This is a genomic window from Stenotrophomonas sp. S4 (assembly GCF_054187805.2).
This window is the reverse complement of record NZ_CM196188.1, coordinates 1,411,390-1,434,617: the sequence shown is the minus strand read 5'-3', so window position 1 is coordinate 1,434,617 and position 23,228 is coordinate 1,411,390. Positions and strand designations below refer to the sequence as shown.

Genomic DNA, 23,228 nt, shown 5'->3' with positions numbered 1-23,228 from the left:
TGTCGTTAGTCATCGTGCCGGTTGGCGTGGCCGGGCCGCTCGCGCAGAATCGAAGCCTCGTTCATGTTCCGGGGTTCCCATGCCGCACCATCGTCGCCTTGCCCTGACCGCCCTCGCCTGCCTGCTGCCCGCCCTGGCCAGCGCGGCCACGCCCTACCGCAGCCCGCAGCAGATCCTCGACGCGTCGGCGGCCAGCGACTGGCGCACCCCGGACCCGGCCAACCTGCTGTACATGGACCTGCCGGCCGGGCGGGTGATCATCGAGCTGGCGCCCCAATTCGCCCCGCGCCATGTCGCCAACATCCAGACCTTCGCCCACGAGCACTTCTGGGACGGCACCAGCATCTACCGCTCGCAGGACAACTTCGTGGTGCAGTTCGGTGATGCCGACGCCGATGACGCCGCCAAGGCCAAGCCGTTCGGTAGTGCCGCGCGCAAGCTGCCGGCTGAATTCGAACGCGCCAGCGCCGGCCTGAAGGTCAGCGTGCTGCCGGATCGCGACGGCTGGGCCGCGCAGACCGGTTTCGTCGACGGCTTCCCGGTCGGCCAGGACCCGCAGGCCGGCAAGGCCTGGCTGGCGCACTGCTACGGTATGCTCGGCGCCGGCCGCAGCAACGAGGAAGACAGCAGCATCGGTGCCGAACTGTACGTGGTGACCGGGCAGTCGCCGCGCCAGCTGGACCGCAACATCACCCTGGTCGGCCGCGTGCTGAAAGGCATGGAACTGCTCAGTGCAACCCCGCGCGGCCCGGCGCCGATGGGCTTCTACACCGACCCGAAGCTGCGTACGCCGATCGTGTCGATCCACCGTGCCAGCGACGTGCCGGCAGCCGAGCGCACCCCGATCCAGGTGCTGCGCACCGATTCGAAGACCTTCGCCGATACGGTGGAGGCCCGTCGCAATCGCGTGGATGATTTCTACAAGCGCCCGGCGGGGCATATCGATCTTTGCAATATTCCGGTGCCGGTGAAGTAGCGCCGTCGCAGGTTCTGCGCGTGGCGCCTGCTGAAGGCGCTTCATTGTTCATGGGCGTCACTTTTCTTTTCGCGCGAAAAGAAAAGTAACCAAAAGAAACGCGCCGCCAGGTTGCGAGCCGCCGTGCTTCGCACGCCGGTCCCCTGCGCTTCTCGGTGAATCAGGGGACGGTGCGAGGAAGTCAGCCGACTAACAGTCGGCTCTACAGGACATCGGCGCCTCTTCGCCCCTGATTCCCCTGCGATGCTCGGCTCGCTCAAAGCGGACTGGAAGGTCAAGATCAACCGCAAAAGCATCCACGCATGGCGTGGATCTACTGGGTGCAGCTGTGGCCTTTGATCTGGGTCCGCCTTGAGCGAGCCGAGCACCGCAGGTCCGGCGAGGGCGAAGAGGCGCGGGTGTCTGAGCGCAGCGAGTTCCCGCGCCGTCCCTCGACGGGCCGAGGAGCACAGGGCACCGATGCGTAGCATCGGCTCGCGGCTGGCGGAACGTTTCTTTTGGTTACTTTTCTTTGCGTACAAAGAAAAGTAACACCCATGAACGATGAAGCACCTTCAGCACGCGCCACGCGCAAAACGCCAACGCCTCAGCCCTTCTGACTCACCGCCACACTCCCCAGAATCAACGCACCGGCAATCAGCATCTGCAGCGTCACCGGCTCACCCAGGAACAACCACGCAAACGCCGCGCCGAACAGCGGAATCAGGTAGGTCACCGTGGATGCACGCGAGGGGCCAATACGCCCGATCAGGCGGTAGAACATCAGGAACGCCAGGCCGGTACAGGCCACGCCCAGGGCAATCGCCGCGCCCCAGGCCTTGGCTGGAATCGCCGCCTGCGGCCAGTGGCTCACCGCCATCGGCAGCATCCACAGCGAGGCACACGACAGCGTTGCCGCCGCAGCTGCCGCCGACGGCAGGCCGGTCATGTGCCGCTTCACCAGGTTCACGCCCAGGCCGTACAGCAGCGACGCAGCGGCGCCGGCCAGCACCGCGGTGCCGATGCTCAGGCCCGAGACCTTGGCCGTGGCCAATACCACTACACCGGCAAAGCCGACCAGCAGCGCGCCCGCACGGCGCATGCCGATCTTCTCGCCGAAGAACAGGAAAGCGATCAGCGCGGCGAACAGCACCGTCATCGCATTGCAGATCGCACCGATCGCGGCCGGTGCCTGTTCGGCGGCATAAGCGAACAGCACGAACGGCAGCGCCGAGTTGATCAGGCCGATCGGTGCCAGCCACAGCCAGCGCCGCGGCGGAAACTGTGCGCGGGCGCGCCACAGGAACGGCAGCAGCACCAGCGCGCCCAGCACCAGCCGCACCTCGACCAGCGCGAACGGGCCGAACGACGGCACCGCTACCCGCATGAACAGGAACGAGCAGCCCCAGATGGCGCCCAGCAGGGTCAATTCCAGCGGTGTGCGCCAGTCGCGCTCGGCCGCCTGTGGGACCGCATTCATGCCCTGCCTCCGTCCATCGTCTGTTCCTCGCCAAGGCAGACAGGATCGGGCGCAGACGCCTGCCGCACAAGCGCGTAGTATCGCTGCCAGCCACAAATATGGTTTGAGGCTCGACATGCAGCTACGCCCTTCCCTGCTCCCCGCGCTGGCCGTGTTCGCGGTCGCCGCGCGCCACCAGAACTTCGCCCAGGCCGCCCAGGAGCTGCACCTGACCGCAAGCGCGGTCAGCCATCACGTGCGCCGCCTTGAGGAGGTGCTGGATACCCGGCTGTTCCTGCGCCATGCCCGCGGCGTGCGCCTGACCGCCGAGGGCCGGCAGCTGGCCGACGCCGCCAGCGCTGCCTTCACCGATGTCGCGGCGGTTGCCCACCATCTGCACCCGGATGCGGACAGCGTGCCATTGCGGATCACCACGCTGCGTTCGCTGTCGTACTGCTGGCTGCTGCCGCGGTTGCCGCGTTTCACCCAGGCCCATCCGCACATCCGCATCGAGCTGCATACCGGCAGCGGCCTGGACCGCTACGACGACAACGGGCCGGAAGTCGGCATCCGCTACGGGCTGGGCCAATGGCCGGGCCTGCGTGCGCAGCACCTGATGGACGACTACCTGTTCCCGGTGGCCTCACCGGCGCTGGCCGGGGTCGAAACGCTGGTCGATCCGGCGCGCATCGCTGACCTGCCGCTGCTGACCGACCTTTCGCCACAGGGCTGGCGTGACTGGTTCCGTCATGCCGGCGTGCGCCCGCCCTCGCCGCTGCCGCCGATGCATACCTTCGCCGACAGTACCGATGCGATGCGTGCCGCGGTGTACGGCATGGGCGCGGTGCTGGCACGCACCCACATCGCGCAGCCCTACCTGCAACGCTACGAGGTGGTGCGCCTGCCCGGCCCGGCGCTGAAAGCGCGCTACGCGTATCACGTGGTGCATGCCGAAGGACAACCGCCTAGCCACGCCGCGCGCCTGTTCATCGACTGGTTGCTGGAGCAGGCGCAGGACGAACGCACGCCGATTCCCGCGTTGCCGGAAAGCCTGCTCGGGCGCCCGGCCACGCACGGCTGACTGCGCCCTCACCCGTTCTTTGCTTCACGCTGGCTAGGCTGCAGGCAACCCCACACCGTATCGACGCCATGGCCATGCTGCGACTGCGCATCACCGGAACCGAAGACGACGCCCGCGCGATCAGCGACCTGCTGCTCGGCCTGGATGGCATCGAACATGTCGAGGAAACCGACGACCTGATGCCGCACATGGACGACGACGATTCCAGTTCGGCCGGGCTGTCCGATGACATCGGCCCAGGCATCCACGAACTGGAAGTGGAAGTCGGCAATGAAAGCACCGCGCAGAAGGTGCGCGATGCCGTGCAGGAACTGGCGCTCGAGCTGGACGTGTTCGTGGAATACGAAACCGACGAGGGCTGATGCCGGCGGGTTGCCGGCATCAACCTTCACCTCAAAGGCTGGGCGGCAGCCTGCGGCGGCGGCGCCACCACACCCGCACACCCCAGGCCGCGATCAGGGCCAGCACCGCCACCGGCAGCAGCGCGGCCGCGGCGCGGATCAGGAACGCAATACTGGTGCTGAGGATGCTGCCCGACTCGCTCAGCGCCTCACCGATCTCGCTGCGGCTGCGCTGGCCCGAGGTGGTGTCGAAGTGGATCGTCACCAGCTGGGTATCGATGCGCCGGCGCTGCTGGGCGGCATCCTTGTTGGCCTGCTCGACGCCCGCTTCGATCTCCGACAGGCGCGTGGTGATCGCCATCAGGTCTTCGATCTTCAGGTCCTTGCGGTCCTGGTAGGACAGCAGCCGCGCATGTTCCTTCTCCAGCCGCGCCTTGGTCAGTGCCGTATCGGCCACGGCTTGCGCGAGATCTTCGGCGCGCGTGTTGCGCGACTGCAGTTTTCCACCTTCACCGGCCATCGCGATCAACGGCTCGGCGCCCTTCGGCGCGATGCGCACCTTGACCTCGCCGCTGGGCTGCTCGCCGCTGCGCTGGTCAACCTGCAGCACCGCACAGTCGCCGAACTTCGCACTCTGGCAGGCCTGTGCGATCTGCTGGATGCGCGGTGCGATCTGCGCCGCCTCCAGCTGCACCTGCACGTCATGTTCGTAGGCGAGGAACGCGCCTTCCGGCGACGCGACAGCGGCATCGGCCGCAGTGGCGCCGGCCTCTGCCGCGCGCTCGCCGTTCCTGGCGCAGGCCACCAGTGCCAGCAGCAGTACCGGCATCGCTATCAAGCGCGTCCACGCGCGCAGCGACCTCACAGAGCGGCCCCGTTGTAGGAGGTCACCGAAAGACCGGCCAGGTCCACCTGCGGCACGCAGCGCACGTTCACCGCCACCATCGGCGAACCGGTGCGCGGGTCGACCGCTTCGCTGTACGGCGCGATGCCGCACTCGCGGCAGTGGTGGTGATCGATGTGCGCCTTGTTGAAATGATAGGTCGCCACGTCCGCCGGATCGGTGGTCAGCTGGAACGCCTCACGCGGCGCGAACCACAGCAGGCTGCCGCGGCGGCGGCACATCGAGCAGTTGCAGTCGATGACGTCGCTGATCGGCGTCCCGGCCTGCACGGTGAATGCGATCCTGCCGCAATGGCAGCTTCCCTGGTATTCCATGTCCTGCGCTCCGCTGGAGAGTCCCTGTCTGCGCCCATGGTAATCCTATGGCACGGGGACAAAGCAGCCCCGGGGGCCTATGCTCTGGGTTTGACCCTGTACAGGAACGCCGATGCGCCCGCATCTCCTTGCCCTCGCCCTGGTCGCCGCCCTGGCCGGTTGCCAGCCGGCCGACGCCCCGACCAACGGTTCCACCCCGGCCGCCAGCCAGCAGGCTGGTGACGCGGCGGTCGATGCCGCCTTCGCCGACCTGTCCAAGCGCGCCCTGGACACCTGGATGCAGCTCTCGCCGGTCAGCGCCACCCAGATCGGTGACCACCGCTACGACAGCGAGCTGGATGACCTGAGTGCCGCCGGCCAGCAGAAGACCGTGGCCGCCTACAAGGCATTGCTGGGCGAGCTGGACAAGATCGAGGTGGCCAAGCTGGGCCGCGAGAACCAGGTGGACGCAGCGATCCTGCGCAACCAGCTGCAGTCGGAGATCTGGAACGCCGAAGTGCTGCAGTCCGGCAAGTGGGACCCGCAGCTGTACAACGGCATCGCCGGCAGCGCGATCTACGGCCTGATGGCCCGCGAGTTCGCGCCGCTGCCGGAGCGCCTGAAGTCGGCCACCGCGCGCATGGAAAAGCTGCCGGCGATCTTCGCCCAGGCCCGCGAGAACCTGGATCCGGCCCGCGTGCCGAAGATCCACGCCGAGACGGTGGCCAAGCAGAACAAGGGCATCCTCAGCATCGTCGATACCTTCATCACCCCGCACATCGGTGAACTGCCGCAGGCCGACCAGCAGCGCCTGCAGGCCGCCATCGACGGCCTGAAGAAGGCCGTGGACGAACAGCAGACCTGGCTGGACAAGACCCTGGTGCCGAATGCCAAGGGCGACTTCCGCATCGGTGCGGAAAAGTACGACCAGAAGCTGAAGTTCGCACTGAGCTCCTCGCTGTCGCGCCAGGAGATCGGTGAGCGTGCACGCGCCGAACTCAAGCGCGTGCGCGAAGACATGTACGGCATCGCGCAGACCGTGCTGAAGGACAAGCCGGGTGCGCCGGAAATGCCGGCCCAGCCGACCGACGAGCAGCAGCAGAAGGCGATCGAGGCCGCACTGGAACTGGCCTACGCTGACAAGCCGGCGCGCGACAAGGTGGTCGACGACGCCAAGGCCGCGCTGGAGCAGTCCACCGCGTTCGTGCGCGAGCACGACCTGGTGACCCTGCCCGATGCGCCGGTGGACATCATCCTGATGCCGGAATTCCAGCGTGGCGTGGCCGTGGCCTACTGCGATTCGCCGGGCCCGCTGGACAAGAACCTGAAGACCTTCTACGCCGTGTCGCCGATTCCGGACGACTGGAACGAGAAGCAGGTCGACTCGTTCCTGCGTGAATACAACTCGCGCATGATCCACCTGCTGAGCATCCACGAAGGCACCCCGGGCCACTACCTGGAAGGCTGGCACTCGGCCAAGTTCCCCTCGACCCTGCGTGCGGTGCTGCGTTCGGGCCTGTTCGCCGAAGGCTGGGCGGTCTATACCGAGCGCATGATGCAGGAGCAGGGTTACCTCAACAACGACCCGCTGTTCCACCTGGTGCAGCTGAAGTTCTACCTGCGCACGATCTCCAACGCGATCCTCGACCAGGGCGTGCACGTGGACAACTGGGATCGCGAGAAGGCGATGCACCTGATGACCCACGACGCGTTCCAGCAGGAAAGCGAAGCCGCCGGCAAGTGGGTGCGCGCGCAGCTGACCTCGGCGCAGCTGCCGACCTACTTCGTCGGTGCGCAGGAACACTTCGACACCCGCAAGGCGGTGCAGGAGAAGCTGGGCGACAAGTTCAACCTGAAGGCGTACCACGACCAGGTGCTGTCCTACGGCGCCCCGCCGGTGCGTTTCGCACGCCAGCTGATGCTGGACCAGCCGATCGAGTGATCGGGCGCGGGGCTGAATGCCCCGCGGCTCTGGCAGCATCTCACGGCCCGGGCTTCCCGGGCCGTTCTCGTTTGAAGCACCCAACGGCCTCACATCCGGTGTATGTACAGCTTCCCGGCATGGCTGCGGATATCAAGAAAGTACTTCACCTTGCAGCCCCGGCATGCCGCCGGATGCATTTCATCAAACCCACGTTGGTTCTCCAGCGCGACGGCCAGTATGGGATACCCGCAGTCGAAACAGCAGAATGCAATGTTGTTGCCATGGGGATCGGCGTCGATCTGGTCGCCATAGTGATCCATTACCAGAAAGTCCGTGATTTTCATGGTCGATCTCCAGAGTAGGTGAATCACCCGCAGACTACATCGCAACCCCGCTGCCCAGAAGGGCACGCGTCGCCTACAGCGCAACGCATCCTTCCCGCCACGCTGGAGCCGCTCCGGTCCTGAACCGTTGCACATCGGGCGTGCGTGACCTCACACTTGGCGAACAACTCCGGGCGCATCTTTCGCCGGGTTCCCCCTTCCGCCGGCGTCCATGTCTCTCCCCCTCTTGCGTCTTGCGCTGCTGCCCGCGCTGTTGGCCTGCGCTCCTGCCTACGCTGCCTGCCCGCCGCCACCGGCCGGACACCCCGACATCCGCGCCCTGGGCTACTACACCGACAAGGCCGGCTCGGTGATCGACCCGGTACTGCACCAGCAGAACAAGGACGCCACTGCGCCGCTGGACCGCTATGCCGCCGACGTGGCGCGCATGAGCGACGACTACCTGCGCGACGGTAACCCGGCAGCGGCACAGTGCACGCTGGGCTGGCTGGGTGCGTGGGCCGACGATGGCGCCATGCTCGGGCAGATGATCCGGGTCAACAACGATCAGTCGTTCTACATGCGGCAGTGGATGCTCGATGCGGTAGCGATGGCCTACCTGAAGGTGCATGACCAGGCTGATACCCGGCAGCGCGCGCGCATTGACCCCTGGTTGCAGAAGCTGGCACGGGCCAATCTGGCGTATTGGGACAATCCGAAACGGCGCCGCAACAACCACTACTACTGGGGCGGCCTGGGCGTGCTGGCCACCGGCCTGGCCACGAGTGACGAGGCCTTGTGGCAGGCCGGCCACGCCGCCTTCCAGAAGGGCATCGATGACATCCAGGACGATGGCAGCCTGCCGCTGGAGATGGCGCGCGGGCAACGTGCCCTGCACTACCATGACTACGCATTGGCACCGCTGGTGATGATGGCTGAGCTGGCGCGGCTGCGCGGCCAGGACTGGTACGCCAGCAGGGATCACGCCATCGACCGCCTTGCCCGCCGCGTCGTCGAAGGCAGCAAGGACCCTGCATGGTTCAACCAACACACCGGCGTTGCACAGCGGCCCCTGCAGGCCAGCGGCTGGGTCGAGTTCTACCGGTTGCGATCACCGGATGGCGGCCTGTTCGACGCCGCGCATGCACGCGGCCCGTTCCACTCGCCACGGCTGGGCGGCGACCTTACGCTGATGGCCACGCATGGCATCGTGCGCGCGCCGCTGCGTTAGCGGCGAAACTCAGCGCGCTGCTGGATGCAGCAGGCGTTGGAACTCGGCGACGGTGCAGCCCTGCGCCGCGCACCCCGGCACCCGAAGCGCGACGCGGCCCGGCGGCTGCGCGTTGGTCAGCGGCAGCGCATCGCGCAGCTGCGCGGTGGTCGGGTAGACGTAGGCCAGGCGGATCCGTTCCTCGCCGCTGTGGCGGTCACGCCAGCGCTCGAACTGCAGCAGGCCGCCGATCGGCGTCTTCTCGTACTGGCCCGGCAGGCTGTAGTCGCTGATGCCCAACGCCGCCAGCACCGAACCGATGTTGGAATCGTGACCGACCAGCAGGCTCACTTTCGGCGATGCGGGATCTTCCAGCAACGCGTCCACGCGTGCCAGCAACGGTCCGGCCACATCCCGCGCCACCTCGGGTGTTCCGAACAGGATGTCCTGGTAGCGGTTGCGGATCTGCGCCAACGCCTGCCATTGGCCTTCCGTGTTCAAGCGGCCCCAACCTTCGCGCGAAGTACCGCTTCCCTGGTAGTGCTCCATCAACAGGGCATCGACCAGTCCACTGGCCAAGGCCAACGAACCGGACGCGCGTGGCTCTTTGCCCGGGGCTGCACTGAAGCAGGTGTCGGCCAGCGCCAGATGGCAGTCGCTGCGCCCCTTGCATGCCGCCGACTGCGGATAGCGGGTGATCGCCTCCACGACGGACAGCGCCGGAGCCAGATCGGATGCGGCCAGCGCCTGCTGCATCGCCGACACCGCACGTGTGCGGAACGCCGCGTCATCGCGGTGGATCACCGGATTGAACAGCGGGTCCATCGTGCCCAGCGGCATGCGCTGCTCGACCGCAACATGACAGCCCGGGAAGGCACCGGCAACAAAGAACTGCGCGGTGGCCTGGGTGCGCTGCAGGCTGTTGGCATGGGCGTGGAAGTCACCCGGCTGCGGGCAATCCGACGGCGGCAGCAGCTGTGCCTGGCGCAGCCACTGGCCGATGTAGCGGCCCATGTAGACCTCCAGCACGCCGCCCTTGGTGGTCAGCTCGCCTGAGGCGACGTCCCAGCCTGGCCAGCGCTCTGGCGTGGCATTGGCCAACGCGCCCGATGCCACCACCGGCGCGCGCAGGTTGTGGCGGCTGAGCAGGACCACCTGCTCGAGCTGGTCGCCTTGCATGGGGACCGGCGCCGCAGTTGCGGCCGTGGTCGCCAGGCTGAGTGCCAACAGCAGCGCAATCATTGATCGGCGGCCACGAAACCACCGGTCTGCCGCGCCCACAACCGTGCGTACAGGCCACCGGCCGCAATCAATTCGGCGTGGCTGCCGGTCTCGACGATGCGCCCCTGGTCCATCACCACCAACCGGTCCATGCGCGCGATGGTCGACAACCGGTGTGCGATCGCGATCACCGTCTTGCCGCCCATCAGCTGGTCGAGGCTGTCCTGGATCGCCGCTTCGACTTCCGAGTCCAGTGCCGAGGTCGCTTCGTCCAGCACCAGGATCGGTGCGTCCTTCAGCAGCACGCGGGCAATGGCGATGCGCTGGCGCTGGCCACCGGACAGCTTCACGCCACGCTCGCCGACATGTGCGTCGTAGCCACGACGCCCCTGCCCGTCCACCAGCGTATCGATGAAGGCTTCGGCACGCGCCTTGGCCACGGCAGCGCGCAACTGCGCATCGGTCGCGTCGGGGCGACCGTACAGCAGGTTGTCGCGGATCGAGCGATGCAGCAGCGAGGTGTCCTGGGTGACCACGCCGATCTGCTGGCGCAGGCTTTCCTGGGTGACGTAGGCAATGTCCTGGCCGTCGATCAGGATGCGGCCGCTTTCCAGGTCGTACAGGCGCAGCAGCACGTTGACCAGGGTCGACTTGCCGGCACCCGAGGGACCGACCAGGCCGATCTTCTCGCCCGGCTTCACCACCAGGTCGAGGCCGGCGATCACGCCGCCCTTCTTGCCGTAGTGGAAATGGATGTCCTGGAAGTGCACGCCACCACGGGTCACCTGCAACGGGACCGCATCCTCGCGGTCCTGCACGGTCAGCGGCTGGGCGATGGTGGTGATGCCATCCTGCACCGTGCCGATGTCCTCGAAGATGCCGTTGATGGTCCACATGATCCAGCCGGACATGTTGTGGATGCGGATCACCAGGCCGGTGGCCAGGGTGATCGCGCCGACGGTGATGTGCCCGCCGTTCCACAGCCACAGCGCCAGCCCGCAGGTACCGGCGATCAGGAAGCCGTTGACGATGGCGATGGTCAGGTCCATGCCGGTGGTCACCCGGGTCTGCGCGCGGTGCTTGACCGCCAGTTCCTGGATCGATTCGGCGACGTAGGCCTGCTCGCGTCCGCCATGGGCGAACAGCTTCAACGTGGGAATGTTGGTGTAGCCATCGACGATGCGGCCCATCGCCTTGGAACGTGCCTCGGACGCGATCCAGGCCCGTTCCTTCGCGCGCGGCACGAAGTAGACCATGATCACCGCATAGGCCAGCAGCCACAGGATCAGCGGCACCATCAGCCGCCAGTCGGCCTGCGCGAACAGGTACAGCGCGGTGCCGGTGTAGACGACGATGTACCAGAGCGAATCGACCATCTGCACCGCCGATTCGCGCAGCGAGGTGCCGGTCTGCATCACCCGGTTGGCGACGCTGCCGGCGAAGTCGTTCTGGAAGAAACTCAGGCTCTGCCGCACCACGTAATTGTGCATCAGCCAGCGCGAGCGGTTGCTCAGGCCGGGCACGATGGCCTGGTTGACCAGCAGGTTGTGCAGGCCGACCAGGATCGGCCGCGCGATGACCGTGATGAACAGCATCCAGCCCAGTTCATTGGCATGGCGCTTGAAGAAATCAGCCCCGGGCTGCTCGGCGACCATGTCGACGATGCGGCCCAGGTAATCGAACATCGCCACTTCCACCAGCGCCAGCAGCAGGCCAGCGATCAGAGTCGCCAACAGCACCGGCCACACCGGGCGCAGGTAGTGCAGGTAGAACGGCAGCACCTTGCGCGGTGGCATGCGCCCATCCACGGGGGGGAACACCGGGATCAGGGATTCAAACCAACGGAACATCGCACTCCCTCGCCTCTTGCAAGCGGCGAAGTATCCCACGCCGGATGTGTACGCCAGCCGATGATCGCCACGGCTCCGGTAGTGCCGGCCGCTGGCCGGCACCCTTGCGACGCATCCGGGGATCATGAGGTTGCCGGCCAGCGGCCGGCACTACCCATCGGATTCGTCAAACGTCAGCGCCGGGCCACGCCCGGCGGCGTCATTTCACCGGGGTGAACAGCAGGTCCTGGAAATCGAAGCTGAAATCGGTCAGGTCGGAGATCGACTGCATGCGCACCTCGCTCACCTTGCCGTCCGGGTCCAGGCTGAAGTTCACGAACGCATCGGCGTTGAGCGAACGGTTGTCCCAGCGCACGATGAAGGTGTCGTGCTGCCAGTGCTCCAGGCGGCCGCTCAGCTGCGCGGTCTTCATGAAGCGCAGGCGCAGGCCCCTGCCCTCGGCACTGATCTGCATGTCGCCATACCAGCGGTCGCGGAACGTGCCGGTGTAGCCGGCCAGCGGCAGCGACGGCTTGCTGCCCTTGTCGCGCGCGCCCTGGTGCTTGGCCCAGGCCTCGTCGGCCTTGTCCTGGCCCTTGGCCACGGCCTTGGCATAGGCGTCTACCCAGTCGTGCTTCTCGCCGCCCAGATAGGCATCAAGCACGCTCAGGGTGATCGCGTTGAACGCCGCACCCACTTCCTGGTTGGTCAGCACCACCACGCCCAGCTTCTCGCCCGGCACCAGGGTCAGCCGCGAAACCATGCCCGGCCAGCCCCCGGTGTGCCAGACCAGCTTCTGCCCGTGGTAATCGCTCAGGCTCCAGCCTTCGCCGTAGCCGGCAAAGTTGGCCCGCGCCGGTGCCAGCTCCGGCACGCTCGGCGCCGGGATCGACTGCGGGGTGATCATCCGCCACATCTGCTGCTGGCTCTTTTCGCTGAACAGCGCGGTGCCGTCGGCCAGCTTGCCCTCGGCCAGCTGCACCTGCATCCAGCGTGCCATGTCGTGCGCACTGGAATAGATGCCACCAGCGCCGGCATTGTTCGACCAGGTCAACGGCGCGACGGTGCGCAGGTCCTTGAAATCGTACTTGGCGTGGCCGACCGCCGCCTTGTCGCCCGGCTTCAGGTGGTCGGCGTTGTAGCGCGTGCCGGCCATGCCCACCTTGTCGAAGATGCGGGTCTGCAGGAACTGCTGGTAGCTCATGCCGGAGACGTGCTCGATCACCTGTTGGGCGACCGCGTACAGGATGTTGTCGTAGGCGTAGCTCTCGCGGAAGCCGCCTTTCAACGGCACTTTGCCCAGCCGCTGTACCACTTCGGCGTTGCTGTAGGAGGTGGTCGGCCAGAACAGCAGGTCACCGGCGCCCAGGCTCAGGCCGCTGCGATGCGACAGCAGGTCACGAATAGTCATCTGCCCGGTCACGAACGGATCGGACATGCGGAACGACGGCAGGTGGTCGATCACCTTGTCGTCCATCTTCAGCTTGCCGTCCTCGGCCAGCAGGTTCAGCGAGGTGGCGGTGAACGCCTTGGTATTGGAGGCGATCGCGAACAGCGTGTCGGCCTGCACCGGCTCCGGCTTGCCCTGCTCGCGCACACCCCAGCCGCGCTCCAGCACCACCTGGCCGTCCTTGACCACGGCCACGGCGATGCCGGGCACGTCGAACTGCGCGCGCACGCGCTCGACGGTCGCATCCAGGTCCTGCAGCGGCGGCGGGGTCGCCGCGCTCGCCATGGTCGTGCACGCCAGCAGCACGGCACCTCCGATCCAGGTTTTCATCCAGCACGATCTCCGAACAGGGGTAGCGGCCGTGTGCAGGCCGTCACCGGGGTTTCGCGGGATGGTAACGGTCCGCGGCGCACCCTGCCCTGTGCCATAGGAGGGGTGTCATGGGCGAGAACGGCCAACCCAGCAGCGGCTCCACCATCATTCCGTGCCTGCGCTACCGCGACGCGCAGGCCGCCATCGACTGGCTGCAGCGCGCCTTCGGCTTCCATGCCCAGGCCGTCTACGCCGATGGCGATACGGTCTTCCATGCGCAGCTCACTTTCGGCCACGGCATGATCATGCTCGGTTCGGTCAACAAGGAAAGCGAGTGGAACCAGCATGCCGTGATGCCTGACGAGGTCGGCGGACGCCAGACCCAGAGCGCCTGCGTGATCGTCACCGATGCCGATGCGCACTATGCCCGGGCCAAGGCCGCCGGCGCGCGCATCGTCATCGACATCGCCGACCAGGACTACGGCGGCCGTGGCTACGCCTGCGCCGACCCGGAAGGCTACCTGTGGTGGTTCGGCAGCTACGATCCGTGGCGCGCGGACCACGGCCAATGACCACAGCTGCCGGCCAGGCGGCCATCCGCTGCGGCATCGGCGGCTGGGTGTTTCCCGAATGGCGCGGCGGCATGTTCTATCCGCCAGGCCTGCCGCAGCGCGAGGAACTGGCCCATGCCAGCCGCGCCCTGCGCTGCATCGAGATCAACGGCACGTTCTACCGCACGCCCACTGCGGCCCAGTGCGCGCAATGGGCTGCACAGACACCCGGCGGTTTCCGCTTCTCGTTGAAGGCGCCGCGCTACCTGGTGCAGCGCCGCGACCTGTCCAGCACCGTGGAGGCCGCCGCAGCGTTCCTCGAGGCGGCGTTGGCGCTCGGTGACCGGCTCGGCCCGTTGCTGTGGCAGTTCGATCCGCGTCATCCGGCCGATGCCGATGCATTGGGCGCGCTGATGGCGCAGCTGCCGAAGCAGCTGGAGGAGGTGCCGCTGCAACACGCGCTGGAGGTGCGCAACGCCCAGGCGCATGGCCCGGCGTTGGTCGCTGCCGCGCGCCGACACGGCGTGGCGCTGGTGATCGAGGACAGCGACGAGGCGCCCCTGCATGGTGATGTCAGTGCCGGCTTCGTCTACGCGCGGATCAAGCGCAGCCAGGCCCGCTTGAACGAAGGCCTGCCAGCGCCGCTGCAGCAGCGTTGGGCCGAACGTGCCCTGCGCTGGTCACGCGGCGAGCCGGTGGATGACCTGCCCTGCCTGGCAGGGCCGGCCCCGGAAACCCCGCGCGAGGTCTACCTGCTGTGCATCGGCGCAGGCAAGGCGCGCAACCCGGCGGCGGCGATGGCACTGCAGCGGCGGGTGGACGCCCCCCGCAATTCCTCACGCGGATAGCGCTGCGGTCATCGCCTTGCCTCACAATAGGCGGATGAGCACACCCGACACCCGCAAAGCGCTGTGGCAGATCCATTTCTGTGTCCTGCTGTGGGGCGTCACCGCCATCCTCGGCAAGCTGATCACGCTGCCCGCGCTGCCGCTGGTGTGGTGGCGCATGCTGCTGGTAACGGCGATGCTGGCCCTGCTGCCGCGGGTCTGGCGCGGACTGCGTACGCTGCCGCTGCGGCTGGTAGCCGGTTATGCCGGCATCGGCGCCCTGGTCGCCCTGCACTGGCTGACGTTCTACGGTGCGGTGAAGCTGGCCAATGCCTCGGTGGCCGCCACCTGCATCGCGCTGGCGCCGGTGTTCACCTCGATCATCGAACCCTGGGTGGCCAAGCGGCCATTCCAGCTGCGTGAACTCGCCTTCGGCCTGGCCGTTCTGCCGGGCGTGGCACTGGTGGTCGGTGGCGTGCCCGATGGCATGCGCCTGGGCGTGTTGATCGGCGCGATCTCGGCATTGCTGGTAGCGGTGTTCGGCTCACTCAACAAGCGCATGGTCAGCCACGCCGATCCGCTCACGGTCACCGCGCTGGAGCTGGGTGCGGGCACCCTCACCCTGACCCTGCTGGCGCCGTTGATGCCCTACCTGCTGCCTGCGCTGGCCAGCCCGCTGTGGGTGGTGCCGGACCTGCACGACGGCATCCTGCTGCTGGTGCTGGCCGGGTTCTGCACGCTGCTGCCGTTCGCCCTGGCGCTGGTCGCGCTGCGCCACCTGAGCGCCTACACGGTGCAGCTGGTGACCAACCTGGAGCCGGTCTATGCGGTGGTACTGGCGGTGGTGCTGCTGCGCGAGCAGCGCGAAGTCACCCCGTGGTTCTACCTGGGCGTGGCGATCATCGTCGGCGCCGTGTTCCTGCATCCGCTGCTGAACCGCCGCAAGCCGGTGCAGCACCCGGAGATTCTCGGTACGGCCGAGGCGCGCAACATCGCCGATTGAGCGCGTCCACGCCGGACGTGGGTGGCCGTATCAACGCTGCGGCCAGTGCCATGCCGGGGCATCCAGCAGGCCCTGCCCGCTCAGCAACGTGCGGCCCTGTTCCTTGTGCAGGTGCAGCGAATGGCACCCGGGCGCCTGCTCCAGTGCTGCGATCAGGCGGCTGGCATGTGACACCACCCAGACCTGGCTGCGCGCACTGGCCGCGATGATCAGCCGTGCCAGCGCCGGCAACAGGTCCGGGTGCAGGCTGGTCTCCGGCTCGTTGAGCACCAGCAGCGGCGGCGGACGCGGCGTGTGCAGCGCTGCGGCAAGCAGCAGGAAGCGCAACGTGCCGTCGGACAGTTCGGCCATCGACAAGGGCCGCAGCAGCCCGGGCTGGTGGAAACGCAGCGCCAACCGGCCATCCAGTTCCTCGAAGCCGACCGAGGCGCCCGGGAACGCATCGTCGACACTGCGTGCCAACGCAACCGGGTCACCGATCTCGAGGATGGTGACCCAGGCCGCGGCCAGATCACGGCCATCGTGATGCAGCACCGGCGTGCGCGTGGCCATCGCCGGCTGCCGCGCCGGTGCATCGGCATCGCTGCGGAAATGATCGTAGAAGCGCCAACGGCGGATGTACTCGCGCAGGGCAATGGTTTCCGGCATGCGCTGCGGATCGCCGACCTGGGTGAACAGGCTGTCGAACAGCGACAACCGGTCATCCACGAGATCCCAGCCGCGCGCATGGCGTTGCCGCACCATCGCCCCACGGCGGTCGACCAGCAGGTTGGCGCTGCGCAGGAACGGGCCCGCCCAGATCGCCTCGGCCTTGATCTGCGGGTCCAATGCGAAGGCCGATCGGCTGGGCGGCGGGTAGCCCAGATCGATGGCGTAGCCGAATTCGTCAGTGGTGAAGCCCAGCTTCAATCCCACCGATTCCTGGCGTGGGCCGCCCTGCAGGGGGATCTCGCCGGCAGCAACCCGACGGTCCATTTTTTCCGGGCCCGCCCACAGCGCCGAACCCAGCCCGCCTTCGCGGGCCAGCACCGCCGCGACGCCACCCTGCGCGGTCTCGGCCAGCAGGCGCAGCGCGCGGTACAGGCTGGACTTGCCACTGCCGTTGTCACCGGTCACCACATTCAACTGCTGCAGCGGCAATACCAGCCCGTGCAGCGAGCGATAGTGGGCGATGGCCAGGGTCTGCAGCATGGTCGGTGTCCGTGGGAACAGGGAGGTCATGCTGCCCGGTTCTGATCGCAGGTGCTGCGACGCGATGTGAATCGGGAACAGCATCCACGCATGGCGTGGATCTACCCGGGGGTGCTTCAGCCCGCCCGTTCCACCCGGTTGCGGCCATTGCCCTTGGCCCGGTACAGCGCCTTGTCGGCACGTGCCAGCGTGTCATCCACGCTTTCACCAGGCTGGTGCTGGGCCACACCAATACTGATCGTGACCGGGAATCCCAGCGGCAGGTCAGCCACCGCCAGGCGCAGGAACTCGCACTGCAGTTCGGCGGTGCGCAGGTCGGTCGCCGGCATCACCGCCACGAACTCCTCGCCGCCATAGCGCGCGGCCATGCCGCGACCGGCGAAATGGGAACGCAGGAGCACGCCCAGTTCGGCCAGCACGCGGTCGCCGGTGGCGTGGCCCTGGAAATCGTTGATGTGCTTGAAATGGTCGATGTCCAGCAGTGCGACGCAGGCCACACCGGGCTGGTCTCCGTTCACCGCCACCGCCTCTTCCAGCGCCGCCGCCATCGCACGGCGGTTCGGCAGGCCGGTCAACGCATCGGTGCGGCTCTGCTCGGCCAGGTCCGCATTCTGCGCCAGCAGCACGTCCTGGTACTCCGACAGCAGGCGCTCGTAGTCATCGCGCTCCAGCATGTGTTTCTGGATGTCGAGCGCGAAGCGGCGCAGTTCCATCACCAGCATCACCTGCCGCGACAGCGCGGCCAGCGCTTCGGCCTTGTCGCTGGCCAGGTGCTGCGGCTGCGCATCGAATACGCACAGCGTGCCCAGCGGCAGGCCATCTGAGCTGATCAGTGGCGCGCCCGCATAGAAGCGGATGTGCGGGTCGCCGGTCACCACCGGGTTGTCGTGGAAGCGGATGTCCTGCAACGCGTCCTCGACCACCATGACCTGCTGCGGTTGCAGGATCGCGTGGCCGCACATCGATTCGCTGCGCAGGTTTTCCGCCGCATCGATGCCCTGGATCGACTTGAACCATTGCCGCTCGACATCGATCAGGGTCACCGCCGCCATCGAGGTGCCGCAGACCGCCTTGGCGATCACCACCAGGTCGTCGAAGGATTTTTCACGCTCCGAGTCGAGGATCCGGTAGCGGTACAGCGCCTCAAGCCGAAGGGCTTCATTGGCAGGCTTGTCGGGCTTGATCATGCAGCGTCACGTTCCGGCAGGTCACCGCGAAGTCTAGCCGATGCCGGCGCGCAATCCGCACAACGGGCAGTGCCGGCCGCTGGCCGGCATCCCGGGTCCATCGCACGCCCATTGCAGCCGGCCAGCGGCCGGCACTTACCAGTCCAGCTGCTTCGGCAGCAGGCCCTGCAGCTCCTGCTCGGTCAGGTTGCGCCACTGGCCCGGCTTCAACGCGCCGATCTTGATGTTGTCGATGCGCACGCGGCGCAGCTGGGTCACCCGATAGCCGAACTCGGCCGCCATCAGGCGGATCTGCCGGTTCAGGCCCTGCTGCAGGGTGATGCGGAAACCGAACTTGGCGATGCGCGAGGTCTTGCACGGCAGCGTCATCTGGTCGTGGATGCGGACGCCACGGGCCATGCCACGCAGGAACTCGTCGGTGACCGGCTTGTTCACCGCCACCAGGTACTCCTTCTGGTGGCCGTTCTCGGCACGCAGGATCTGGTTGACGATGTCGCCGTTGCTGGTCATCAGGATCAGGCCTTCCGACTCCTTGTCGAGGCGGCCGATCGGGAAGATGCGCTGTTCATGGCCGACGAAGTCGACGATGTTGCCCTTGACCGACGTCTCGGTCGTGCAGGTGACGCCGACCGGCTTGTTCAGCGCGATGTAGACGTGGCGGCGGGCGCCGGGCTTGCGGGCCACGCGAGCGCGCAGCGGCTGGCCGTCGACCAGCACCTGGTCTTCCTCGCCCACCACCGCGCCGGTGCCGGCCGGATGGCCGTTGACGGTGACCCGGCGGGCGGCGATCAGGCGATCGGCCTCGCGGCGGGAGCAGAAGCCGGTGTCGGCGATATGTTTGTTGAGTCGGGTGGTCATCGGCCTATTATCCGGCATCGCCGCCCGCAGCGCTTCATGCCAGGCCGGGTGGATCGAGCTCTTCGCCGTCGAATACCCGGTTGCGGCCGGCACGCTTGGCCACGTACATGGCATGGTCGGCCCGTCGCAACAGCGCGGCGAGATCGTCCTCACCCGGTCGCCACTGCGCCAGGCCGATGCTGGCGGTGACCTCCAGGCCGGGTACCTGCAGCACCCGGCCCGCTTCGGTGATGTGCTGGCGCAGGCGATCCAGGCGTGCCGACGCCGCCTCGCGCGGCATGCCCGGCATCAGCAGCAGGAACTCTTCGCCGCCCATCCGCACCACCTGGTCCTGGCTGCGCACCGCGGCACGCAATGCACGAGCCACCGCCACCAGCACCTGGTCGCCCACGGCGTGGCCATGGCGGTCATTGATGTCCTTGAACAGGTCAATGTCGAGGAACCCGATCACCAGCGGGCCGCGCTCGCGATCAACCCGTTCCAGATGCCGGGCCAGCTGCTGCAGGCCGGCACGGCGGTTGGGCAGCCCGGTCAGGCCATCGGTTTCGGCCAGCTGGCGCAGTTCATCGCGCTGCTGGCGCAGGCGGCCCAGCCGCTGGTTCAGCGCATAGGCGGCCATCATCAGCAGCCAGGTCACCGACAGCTGCAGTGCTTCCACGCGGTATTCCAGCAACCACGCAGCGCGGCAGGCGTCGGCCAGGATCAACACCAGCATCGGTGCCAGCGCCGCCAATCCCGCCTGCGCCCAGCGGTCACCGCGCAGCCGCGCCCACACCCCGACCATCAAGGCCAGGCCACAGCCCAGCAGGTAGGACACCTGCAGGCCCTGCGCCACCCAGGCCAGGCTGTTCCACTGCAGCCAGGGCACCCATGCGGCCAGCGCCAGCAATCCCCACAGCGCCAGCAGCTGCACCGGGCGCGATCCCGGCAGCAGGCGGTCGCCGCCGTTCAGACGCCACAGTGCCGGCAGCACCAGTGCCTGCGACGCCGCGGTCAACGACAGCAGCCACCAGGCGCCGCGCTCGCCCACCGGCAGCCACGGCTCCGGGTAGCCGCTGAGGCCACCGAGGATGGCCTGCCACAGCACCAGCACGGTGGTACCGGCGATGTAGACCAGGAAGCTGCGGTCGCGGGTGGTGAGGAAGGCCATCAGGGCCGACAAGGCCAGCGCGATCGCCACGGCGATGCAGGCCGCGCGCACCAGCAGGCGGGCGGTATCGTTCTGCTGCACGGGGCTGGGCGCCCCCAGCCGCAGGGTCGGCACCCAGCGCGCCTTCAGCGGCGTCTGCCATGACACCAGGAACGGTTCATTGCTGCCGGCCGGCGGCACCGCGACCAGGCCGATGCCTGCGCGGAACCGGGAATCACGGGTACGGGCATCGTGCATGTTGCCGCAGATTTCGCGATCACCGTGCTGCACGCGGACTTCGCCGGCAAACACATTGAACACGTCCAGTGCCTGCGGCTGGCCCGACCAGCCGCCCGCTGGCGCGGACACCTGCACCTGCTGTCGTGGCCCCGCCAGCATCTCCGGCGTGCAAGCGCGATGCGGGGTGGGTTCATCGGTGGCTGCACCGACCAGCAGGTAATCACGCCCGGCTTCGGCTACTGCAGCCGACAGCGGCCATGGCGTTGCCAACCACACCAGCAGCATGACCAGCACCACCCCTGTTCCGTACTGCCACTGCCTGCCGCCCACGCCACGCCCTGTTCCTGCTTACGCCCGCGCCCACTGCGCGTCGCCCCTGCCGGGCATTATCGCAGCCGCGGCTGCAGCGCACGTGTAGACCAAAGTCGCCGACGCACGTTCAGCCTGCGGCGGGAGGCCCCTTCACCGCCACCAGGCGCACCGGCCTCAGGTCACTCAGGGTCATCCGCTCCAGCGGCTGCGGCCGCTCGACCGCATAGCCCTGCAGGCCCTGCACCCCGAGCCGGGTCAGCGCGGCGGCGACGTCGGCGGTCTCCACCCATTCGGCCACCACCTCCATCTGCAGCTCGCGCCCCAGTTCACTGATCGCGCGCACGGTGGCGTGGCTGACCGGATCGGTATCCATGTCACGCACGAAGGCCCCGTCGATCTTCAGGATGTCGGCCGGCAGCTGGCGCAGGTAGCCGAACGAGGACAGCCCGGAGCCGAAATCGTCCAACGCCATCCGGCAGCCACGCGCCTTCACCGCATCGATGAAGGCGCGCGCCTGGCTGAGGTTGCTGATCGCAGCGGTCTCGGTGATTTCGAAGCACAGCTTGGAGGCCACTGCGCGGTTGCGCTCCAGCAGATCGCAGACGAAGGCGAGGAAGCCCGGCTCGGCGATCGACTGCGCCGAGACGTTGACGTTGCACAGGCCCAGCTGCCGGACGTGTGCCGGGCACACCTGCAGATGCCGGAACAGCAGGCCGAGCACGTGCCGGTCCAGCGCCACGGCCATGCCATAGCGCTCCACCGCCGGCATGAACTGGCCCGGCAGGTGCAGGCTGCCATCGCTGCCACGCATGCGCACCAGCACCTCATAGTGCAGGTACGCGGGATCGCCGACGCGGGCGATGCGCTGCGCATACAGCACCATGCGGTTCTCGGCCATGGCCAGGCTGACGCCCTGCAGGCGTTCGGCTTCCAGGCGCCGTTCCTCCAGCGCCATGCGGTTCTCGTTGAAGCAGTGCACGCGGTTGCGGCCGGCCTGCTTGGCCGCATAGCACGCGCTGTCAGCGGCGCTCATCAGCCAGTTCACATCCGGTGCCTCGGCGCTGACCTCGACCACGCCGATGCTGCAGCTCAGCTGCGGGCTGCCCTCGCTGACCGGGAACGTCGCCTGGCCCAGGTTGCGGATCACCCGCTGCAGCACGCGCTTGGCCTCGTCCTGCCCGGCATGGGCAAGGAACACCGCGAACTCGTCCGCGCCCAGCCGTCCCACCCAGTCGCCATCGCGCACCGCCGCCACCAGATAGTCGGCGAAGCTGCGCAGCATCTGGTCGCCGGCGGCGTGGCCGAAGCTGTCGTTGACCAGCTTGAAATGGTCCAGGTTGATGTAGCACAGCGCGTGCGTGCCGCCCTCGCTGCGCACCTGCAGCAGCGCGCGCTCCAGCAGCCGCTCGATCTCGCGGCGGTTGATCAGGCCGGTCAGCGGATCATGGCTGGCGTGGTGTTCGATCTCGCGCGCCAGTGCATGGTTCTGGCTGACGTCCTCGATGATCGCGAACACCGACAGGCCACCGCCGGTGCTGCGCACGCCGGTGCCGCTCCAGCGGCCCCAGACCAGGCTGCCATCGCGACGGCGGAAGCGCAGTTCGCTCGGCCGCAGCTGGCGGTCCCAATCGATGCGCCCCACCCCATCGATGACCAGTTCACCGTCCATCAGCAGGTCGCCCAGTGACAGCTGCAGCAGCATGTCACGACGGTGATCGAGGATATCGGCCATCGCCTGGTTGGCCTCGACCACCTTGCCTTCGGTATCGAGCTTGAGCATGCCGACGTTGGCCTGGTAGAACGCAGCGCGGAAACGGCTCTCGTGTTCGGTCAGGTCCTTGCCGACGCGACGCGCCAGCGCGACCGCCATCAGGCTGATCGCCAGCACCGACAGGCCCGCAACCATCAACGTGGTCAGCCTCACCAGCGTCGCCATCCGCAGCAGCGCCTGCGAGAACGCCTGGCTCTGCACCTGCATCCGCCGATCAAGGTCACCCAGTTGCTGCAGGTAGCGGTCACGCGCGGCGGTCGGCACCGGGCCACTGTCGTGCCGCAGCTGCAACTCATCGATCAGGCGCTGCACCGCCATCAGGTCGCCGTCGGTCTTCCGCCACAGCGCGGTTGCTTCGCGGAAGGCACCGATATCGCGCGCATAGCGGAACGAGAACACCAGGCGCGGGATATCGGCGCGCGCGTTGCCGCCCTGCAGGAAGCCCTGCCTGGCCTTGGCTTCGTCCGGCTCGGCCTGTTCCAGCGCCAACCGCGCCTGCAGATCGCCCAATGGCACCTGCAGGGCCTGGCGTGCGTCGTCCAGGTCCTGGGCATCCCCCCGCGCCAGATAGCGGCTGAGTGCGGCGGTCGCATCCTGCTGACCACGCGACCAGTAGCCCTGGCCGGCGATCCAGGCGGTGGAGGCCGCCTGCAGTTCCTGGATCAATGCGGACAGTGCGACCAATCCAATCGCCATGCCCGTCAACAACGCAAATCGCAGTCCCAGGCCGCGGGTCATCGGTACCCGCCGGCTCTGTTGGTCCGTGCCACTCCTACCCATCCCGGATCCCCCCGAATGTGCTGCGGTGACAACCTCCCTTGGAACCGGCTCAGCCTAGGACCGGCAATGTGTTGACC

General features: G+C 67.6%; 20 protein-coding genes. 8 read left to right on the top strand and 12 right to left on the bottom strand.

Going from position 1 to position 23,228, the window contains the following annotated elements:
• Window positions 1-79 precede the first annotated feature (79 nt).
• Entirely contained in the window at window positions 80-976 is an 897-nt protein-coding gene (locus ACUZUJ_RS06555; protein ID WP_049446275.1) for a peptidylprolyl isomerase, read from the top strand.
• Window positions 977-1,562: 586 nt separating this feature from the next.
• Here ACUZUJ_RS06555 and ACUZUJ_RS06550 read toward each other — a convergent pair.
• The gene (locus ACUZUJ_RS06550) at window positions 1,563-2,435 is read right to left on the bottom strand and encodes a DMT family transporter (RefSeq protein WP_032128339.1); all 873 of its coding nucleotides are present in this window, start codon (window positions 2,433-2,435) and stop codon (window positions 1,563-1,565) included.
• Window positions 2,436-2,550: 115 nt separating this feature from the next.
• Here ACUZUJ_RS06550 and ACUZUJ_RS06545 point away from each other — a divergent pair, with 115 nt between their 5' ends.
• Complete coding sequence (locus tag ACUZUJ_RS06545) at window positions 2,551-3,495, top strand: LysR substrate-binding domain-containing protein (RefSeq protein ID WP_101765183.1); 945 nt, start codon at window positions 2,551-2,553, stop codon at window positions 3,493-3,495.
• A 68-nt stretch (window positions 3,496-3,563) separates the two neighbouring features.
• Window positions 3,564-3,857: a hypothetical protein gene (locus ACUZUJ_RS06540; RefSeq protein ID WP_005415831.1), complete on the top strand. Its 294-nt coding sequence runs from the start codon at window positions 3,564-3,566 to the stop codon at window positions 3,855-3,857.
• Between the two features lie 31 nt (window positions 3,858-3,888).
• Here ACUZUJ_RS06540 and ACUZUJ_RS06535 read toward each other — a convergent pair whose 3' ends face one another.
• Window positions 3,889-4,665 carry a DUF4349 domain-containing protein gene (locus ACUZUJ_RS06535; RefSeq protein ID WP_458220079.1) on the bottom strand — a complete coding sequence of 259 codons (777 nt, stop codon included), beginning with the start codon at window positions 4,663-4,665 and terminating at the stop codon, window positions 3,889-3,891.
• A 32-nt stretch (window positions 4,666-4,697) separates the two neighbouring features.
• Complete coding sequence (locus ACUZUJ_RS06530) at window positions 4,698-5,054, bottom strand: GFA family protein (RefSeq protein ID WP_458220080.1); 357 nt, start codon at window positions 5,052-5,054, stop codon at window positions 4,698-4,700.
• Window positions 5,055-5,166: 112 nt separating this feature from the next.
• On the opposite strand from ACUZUJ_RS06530, the gene ACUZUJ_RS06525 reads away from it, so the two are divergent.
• Window positions 5,167-6,975: a DUF885 domain-containing protein gene (locus ACUZUJ_RS06525; protein WP_014036483.1), complete on the top strand. Its 1,809-nt coding sequence runs from the start codon at window positions 5,167-5,169 to the stop codon at window positions 6,973-6,975.
• Window positions 6,976-7,064: 89 nt separating this feature from the next.
• Here the strand turns inward: ACUZUJ_RS06525 and ACUZUJ_RS06520 are convergent, their stop codons facing one another.
• Window positions 7,065-7,301: a hypothetical protein gene (locus ACUZUJ_RS06520; protein WP_049446279.1), complete on the bottom strand. Its 237-nt coding sequence runs from the start codon at window positions 7,299-7,301 to the stop codon at window positions 7,065-7,067.
• A gap of 211 nt (window positions 7,302-7,512) precedes the next feature.
• On the opposite strand from ACUZUJ_RS06520, the gene ACUZUJ_RS06515 reads away from it, so the two are divergent.
• Window positions 7,513-8,511 carry a polysaccharide lyase gene (locus ACUZUJ_RS06515; RefSeq protein WP_458220081.1) on the top strand — a complete coding sequence of 333 codons (999 nt, stop codon included), beginning with the start codon at window positions 7,513-7,515 and terminating at the stop codon, window positions 8,509-8,511.
• A 9-nt stretch (window positions 8,512-8,520) separates the two neighbouring features.
• Here the strand turns inward: ACUZUJ_RS06515 and agp are convergent, their stop codons facing one another.
• The 3 genes from agp to ACUZUJ_RS06500 all read right to left on the bottom strand — a co-directional run bounded on the left by agp (window position 8,521) and on the right by ACUZUJ_RS06500 (window position 13,320).
• Complete coding sequence (gene agp, locus ACUZUJ_RS06510) at window positions 8,521-9,732, bottom strand: bifunctional glucose-1-phosphatase/inositol phosphatase (protein ID WP_458220082.1); 1,212 nt, start codon at window positions 9,730-9,732, stop codon at window positions 8,521-8,523.
• Entirely contained in the window at window positions 9,729-11,561 is a 1,833-nt protein-coding gene (smrA, locus tag ACUZUJ_RS06505) for a multidrug efflux ABC transporter SmrA (RefSeq protein ID WP_458220083.1), read from the bottom strand. Before smrA ends, agp begins: the two co-directional genes overlap by 4 nt.
• A gap of 199 nt (window positions 11,562-11,760) precedes the next feature.
• A complete protein-coding gene (locus tag ACUZUJ_RS06500) occupies window positions 11,761-13,320 on the bottom strand; it encodes a serine hydrolase (RefSeq protein ID WP_510468072.1) in 1,560 nt (519 codons plus the stop codon).
• Window positions 13,321-13,430: 110 nt separating this feature from the next.
• Here ACUZUJ_RS06500 and ACUZUJ_RS06495 point away from each other — a divergent pair, with 110 nt between their 5' ends.
• From ACUZUJ_RS06495 to ACUZUJ_RS06485, 3 genes are read left to right on the top strand one after another with little or no spacing between them, the layout of a single operon-like run.
• On the top strand, window positions 13,431-13,874 hold the full coding sequence (locus ACUZUJ_RS06495) for a VOC family protein (protein ID WP_049446290.1): 444 nt from the start codon (window positions 13,431-13,433) through the stop codon (window positions 13,872-13,874).
• Window positions 13,871-14,701 (top strand): DUF72 domain-containing protein, encoded by an 831-nt coding sequence (locus ACUZUJ_RS06490; protein WP_458220085.1) that lies wholly within the window; start codon window positions 13,871-13,873, stop codon window positions 14,699-14,701. The genes ACUZUJ_RS06495 and ACUZUJ_RS06490 overlap by 4 nt, the downstream gene beginning before the upstream one ends.
• 34 nt (window positions 14,702-14,735) lie before the next feature.
• Entirely contained in the window at window positions 14,736-15,683 is a 948-nt protein-coding gene (locus tag ACUZUJ_RS06485) for a DMT family transporter (protein ID WP_458220086.1), read from the top strand.
• A 30-nt stretch (window positions 15,684-15,713) separates the two neighbouring features.
• Here ACUZUJ_RS06485 and ACUZUJ_RS06480 read toward each other — a convergent pair whose 3' ends face one another.
• The 5 genes from ACUZUJ_RS06480 to ACUZUJ_RS06460 form a co-directional block, all read right to left on the bottom strand.
• Window positions 15,714-16,874 carry an AAA family ATPase gene (locus tag ACUZUJ_RS06480; protein ID WP_075674952.1) on the bottom strand — a complete coding sequence of 387 codons (1,161 nt, stop codon included), beginning with the start codon at window positions 16,872-16,874 and terminating at the stop codon, window positions 15,714-15,716.
• A 116-nt stretch (window positions 16,875-16,990) separates the two neighbouring features.
• A complete protein-coding gene (locus ACUZUJ_RS06475; RefSeq protein WP_135967676.1) occupies window positions 16,991-18,061 on the bottom strand; it encodes a sensor domain-containing diguanylate cyclase in 1,071 nt (356 codons plus the stop codon).
• Window positions 18,062-18,196: 135 nt separating this feature from the next.
• Window positions 18,197-18,919, bottom strand: a complete 723-nt coding sequence (locus tag ACUZUJ_RS06470; RefSeq protein ID WP_005408708.1) for a pseudouridine synthase — start codon at window positions 18,917-18,919, stop codon at window positions 18,197-18,199.
• 34 nt (window positions 18,920-18,953) lie between these two features.
• Window positions 18,954-20,618, bottom strand: a complete 1,665-nt coding sequence (locus tag ACUZUJ_RS06465; protein WP_458220087.1) for a sensor domain-containing diguanylate cyclase — start codon at window positions 20,616-20,618, stop codon at window positions 18,954-18,956.
• 109 nt (window positions 20,619-20,727) lie between these two features.
• The gene (locus tag ACUZUJ_RS06460) at window positions 20,728-23,151 is read right to left on the bottom strand and encodes a putative bifunctional diguanylate cyclase/phosphodiesterase (RefSeq protein WP_458220088.1); all 2,424 of its coding nucleotides are present in this window, start codon (window positions 23,149-23,151) and stop codon (window positions 20,728-20,730) included.
• Window positions 23,152-23,228: the final 77 nt, after the last annotated feature.

Excerpts from the sequence above, each read along its gene's own strand:
- ACUZUJ_RS06500 (WP_510468072.1), bottom strand. The coding sequence starts at position 13,320 with ATGAAAACCTGGATCGGAGGTGCCGTGCTGCTGGCGTGCACGACCATG.
- ACUZUJ_RS06525 (WP_014036483.1), top strand. The coding sequence starts at position 5,167 with ATGCGCCCGCATCTCCTTGCCCTCGCCCTGGTCGCCGCCCTGGCCGGT.
- ACUZUJ_RS06480 (WP_075674952.1), bottom strand. The coding sequence starts at position 16,874 with ATGCTGCAGACCCTGGCCATCGCCCACTATCGCTCGCTGCACGGGCTG.
- ACUZUJ_RS06555 (WP_049446275.1), top strand. The coding sequence starts at position 80 with ATGCCGCACCATCGTCGCCTTGCCCTGACCGCCCTCGCCTGCCTGCTG.
- ACUZUJ_RS06540 (WP_005415831.1), top strand. The coding sequence starts at position 3,564 with ATGGCCATGCTGCGACTGCGCATCACCGGAACCGAAGACGACGCCCGC.
- ACUZUJ_RS06490 (WP_458220085.1), top strand. The coding sequence starts at position 13,871 with ATGACCACAGCTGCCGGCCAGGCGGCCATCCGCTGCGGCATCGGCGGC.
- ACUZUJ_RS06550 (WP_032128339.1), bottom strand. The coding sequence starts at position 2,435 with ATGAATGCGGTCCCACAGGCGGCCGAGCGCGACTGGCGCACACCGCTG.
- ACUZUJ_RS06545 (WP_101765183.1), top strand. The coding sequence starts at position 2,551 with ATGCAGCTACGCCCTTCCCTGCTCCCCGCGCTGGCCGTGTTCGCGGTC.
- ACUZUJ_RS06515 (WP_458220081.1), top strand. The coding sequence starts at position 7,513 with ATGTCTCTCCCCCTCTTGCGTCTTGCGCTGCTGCCCGCGCTGTTGGCC.
- ACUZUJ_RS06470 (WP_005408708.1), bottom strand. The coding sequence starts at position 18,919 with ATGACCACCCGACTCAACAAACATATCGCCGACACCGGCTTCTGCTCC.
- ACUZUJ_RS06485 (WP_458220086.1), top strand. The coding sequence starts at position 14,736 with ATGAGCACACCCGACACCCGCAAAGCGCTGTGGCAGATCCATTTCTGT.
- smrA (WP_458220083.1), bottom strand. The coding sequence starts at position 11,561 with ATGTTCCGTTGGTTTGAATCCCTGATCCCGGTGTTCCCCCCCGTGGAT.
- ACUZUJ_RS06495 (WP_049446290.1), top strand. The coding sequence starts at position 13,431 with ATGGGCGAGAACGGCCAACCCAGCAGCGGCTCCACCATCATTCCGTGC.
- ACUZUJ_RS06460 (WP_458220088.1), bottom strand. The coding sequence starts at position 23,151 with ATGGGTAGGAGTGGCACGGACCAACAGAGCCGGCGGGTACCGATGACC.
- ACUZUJ_RS06535 (WP_458220079.1), bottom strand. The coding sequence starts at position 4,665 with ATGCCGGTACTGCTGCTGGCACTGGTGGCCTGCGCCAGGAACGGCGAG.
- ACUZUJ_RS06520 (WP_049446279.1), bottom strand. The coding sequence starts at position 7,301 with ATGAAAATCACGGACTTTCTGGTAATGGATCACTATGGCGACCAGATC.
- ACUZUJ_RS06530 (WP_458220080.1), bottom strand. The coding sequence starts at position 5,054 with ATGGAATACCAGGGAAGCTGCCATTGCGGCAGGATCGCATTCACCGTG.
- agp (WP_458220082.1), bottom strand. The coding sequence starts at position 9,732 with ATGATTGCGCTGCTGTTGGCACTCAGCCTGGCGACCACGGCCGCAACT.
- ACUZUJ_RS06475 (WP_135967676.1), bottom strand. The coding sequence starts at position 18,061 with ATGATCAAGCCCGACAAGCCTGCCAATGAAGCCCTTCGGCTTGAGGCG.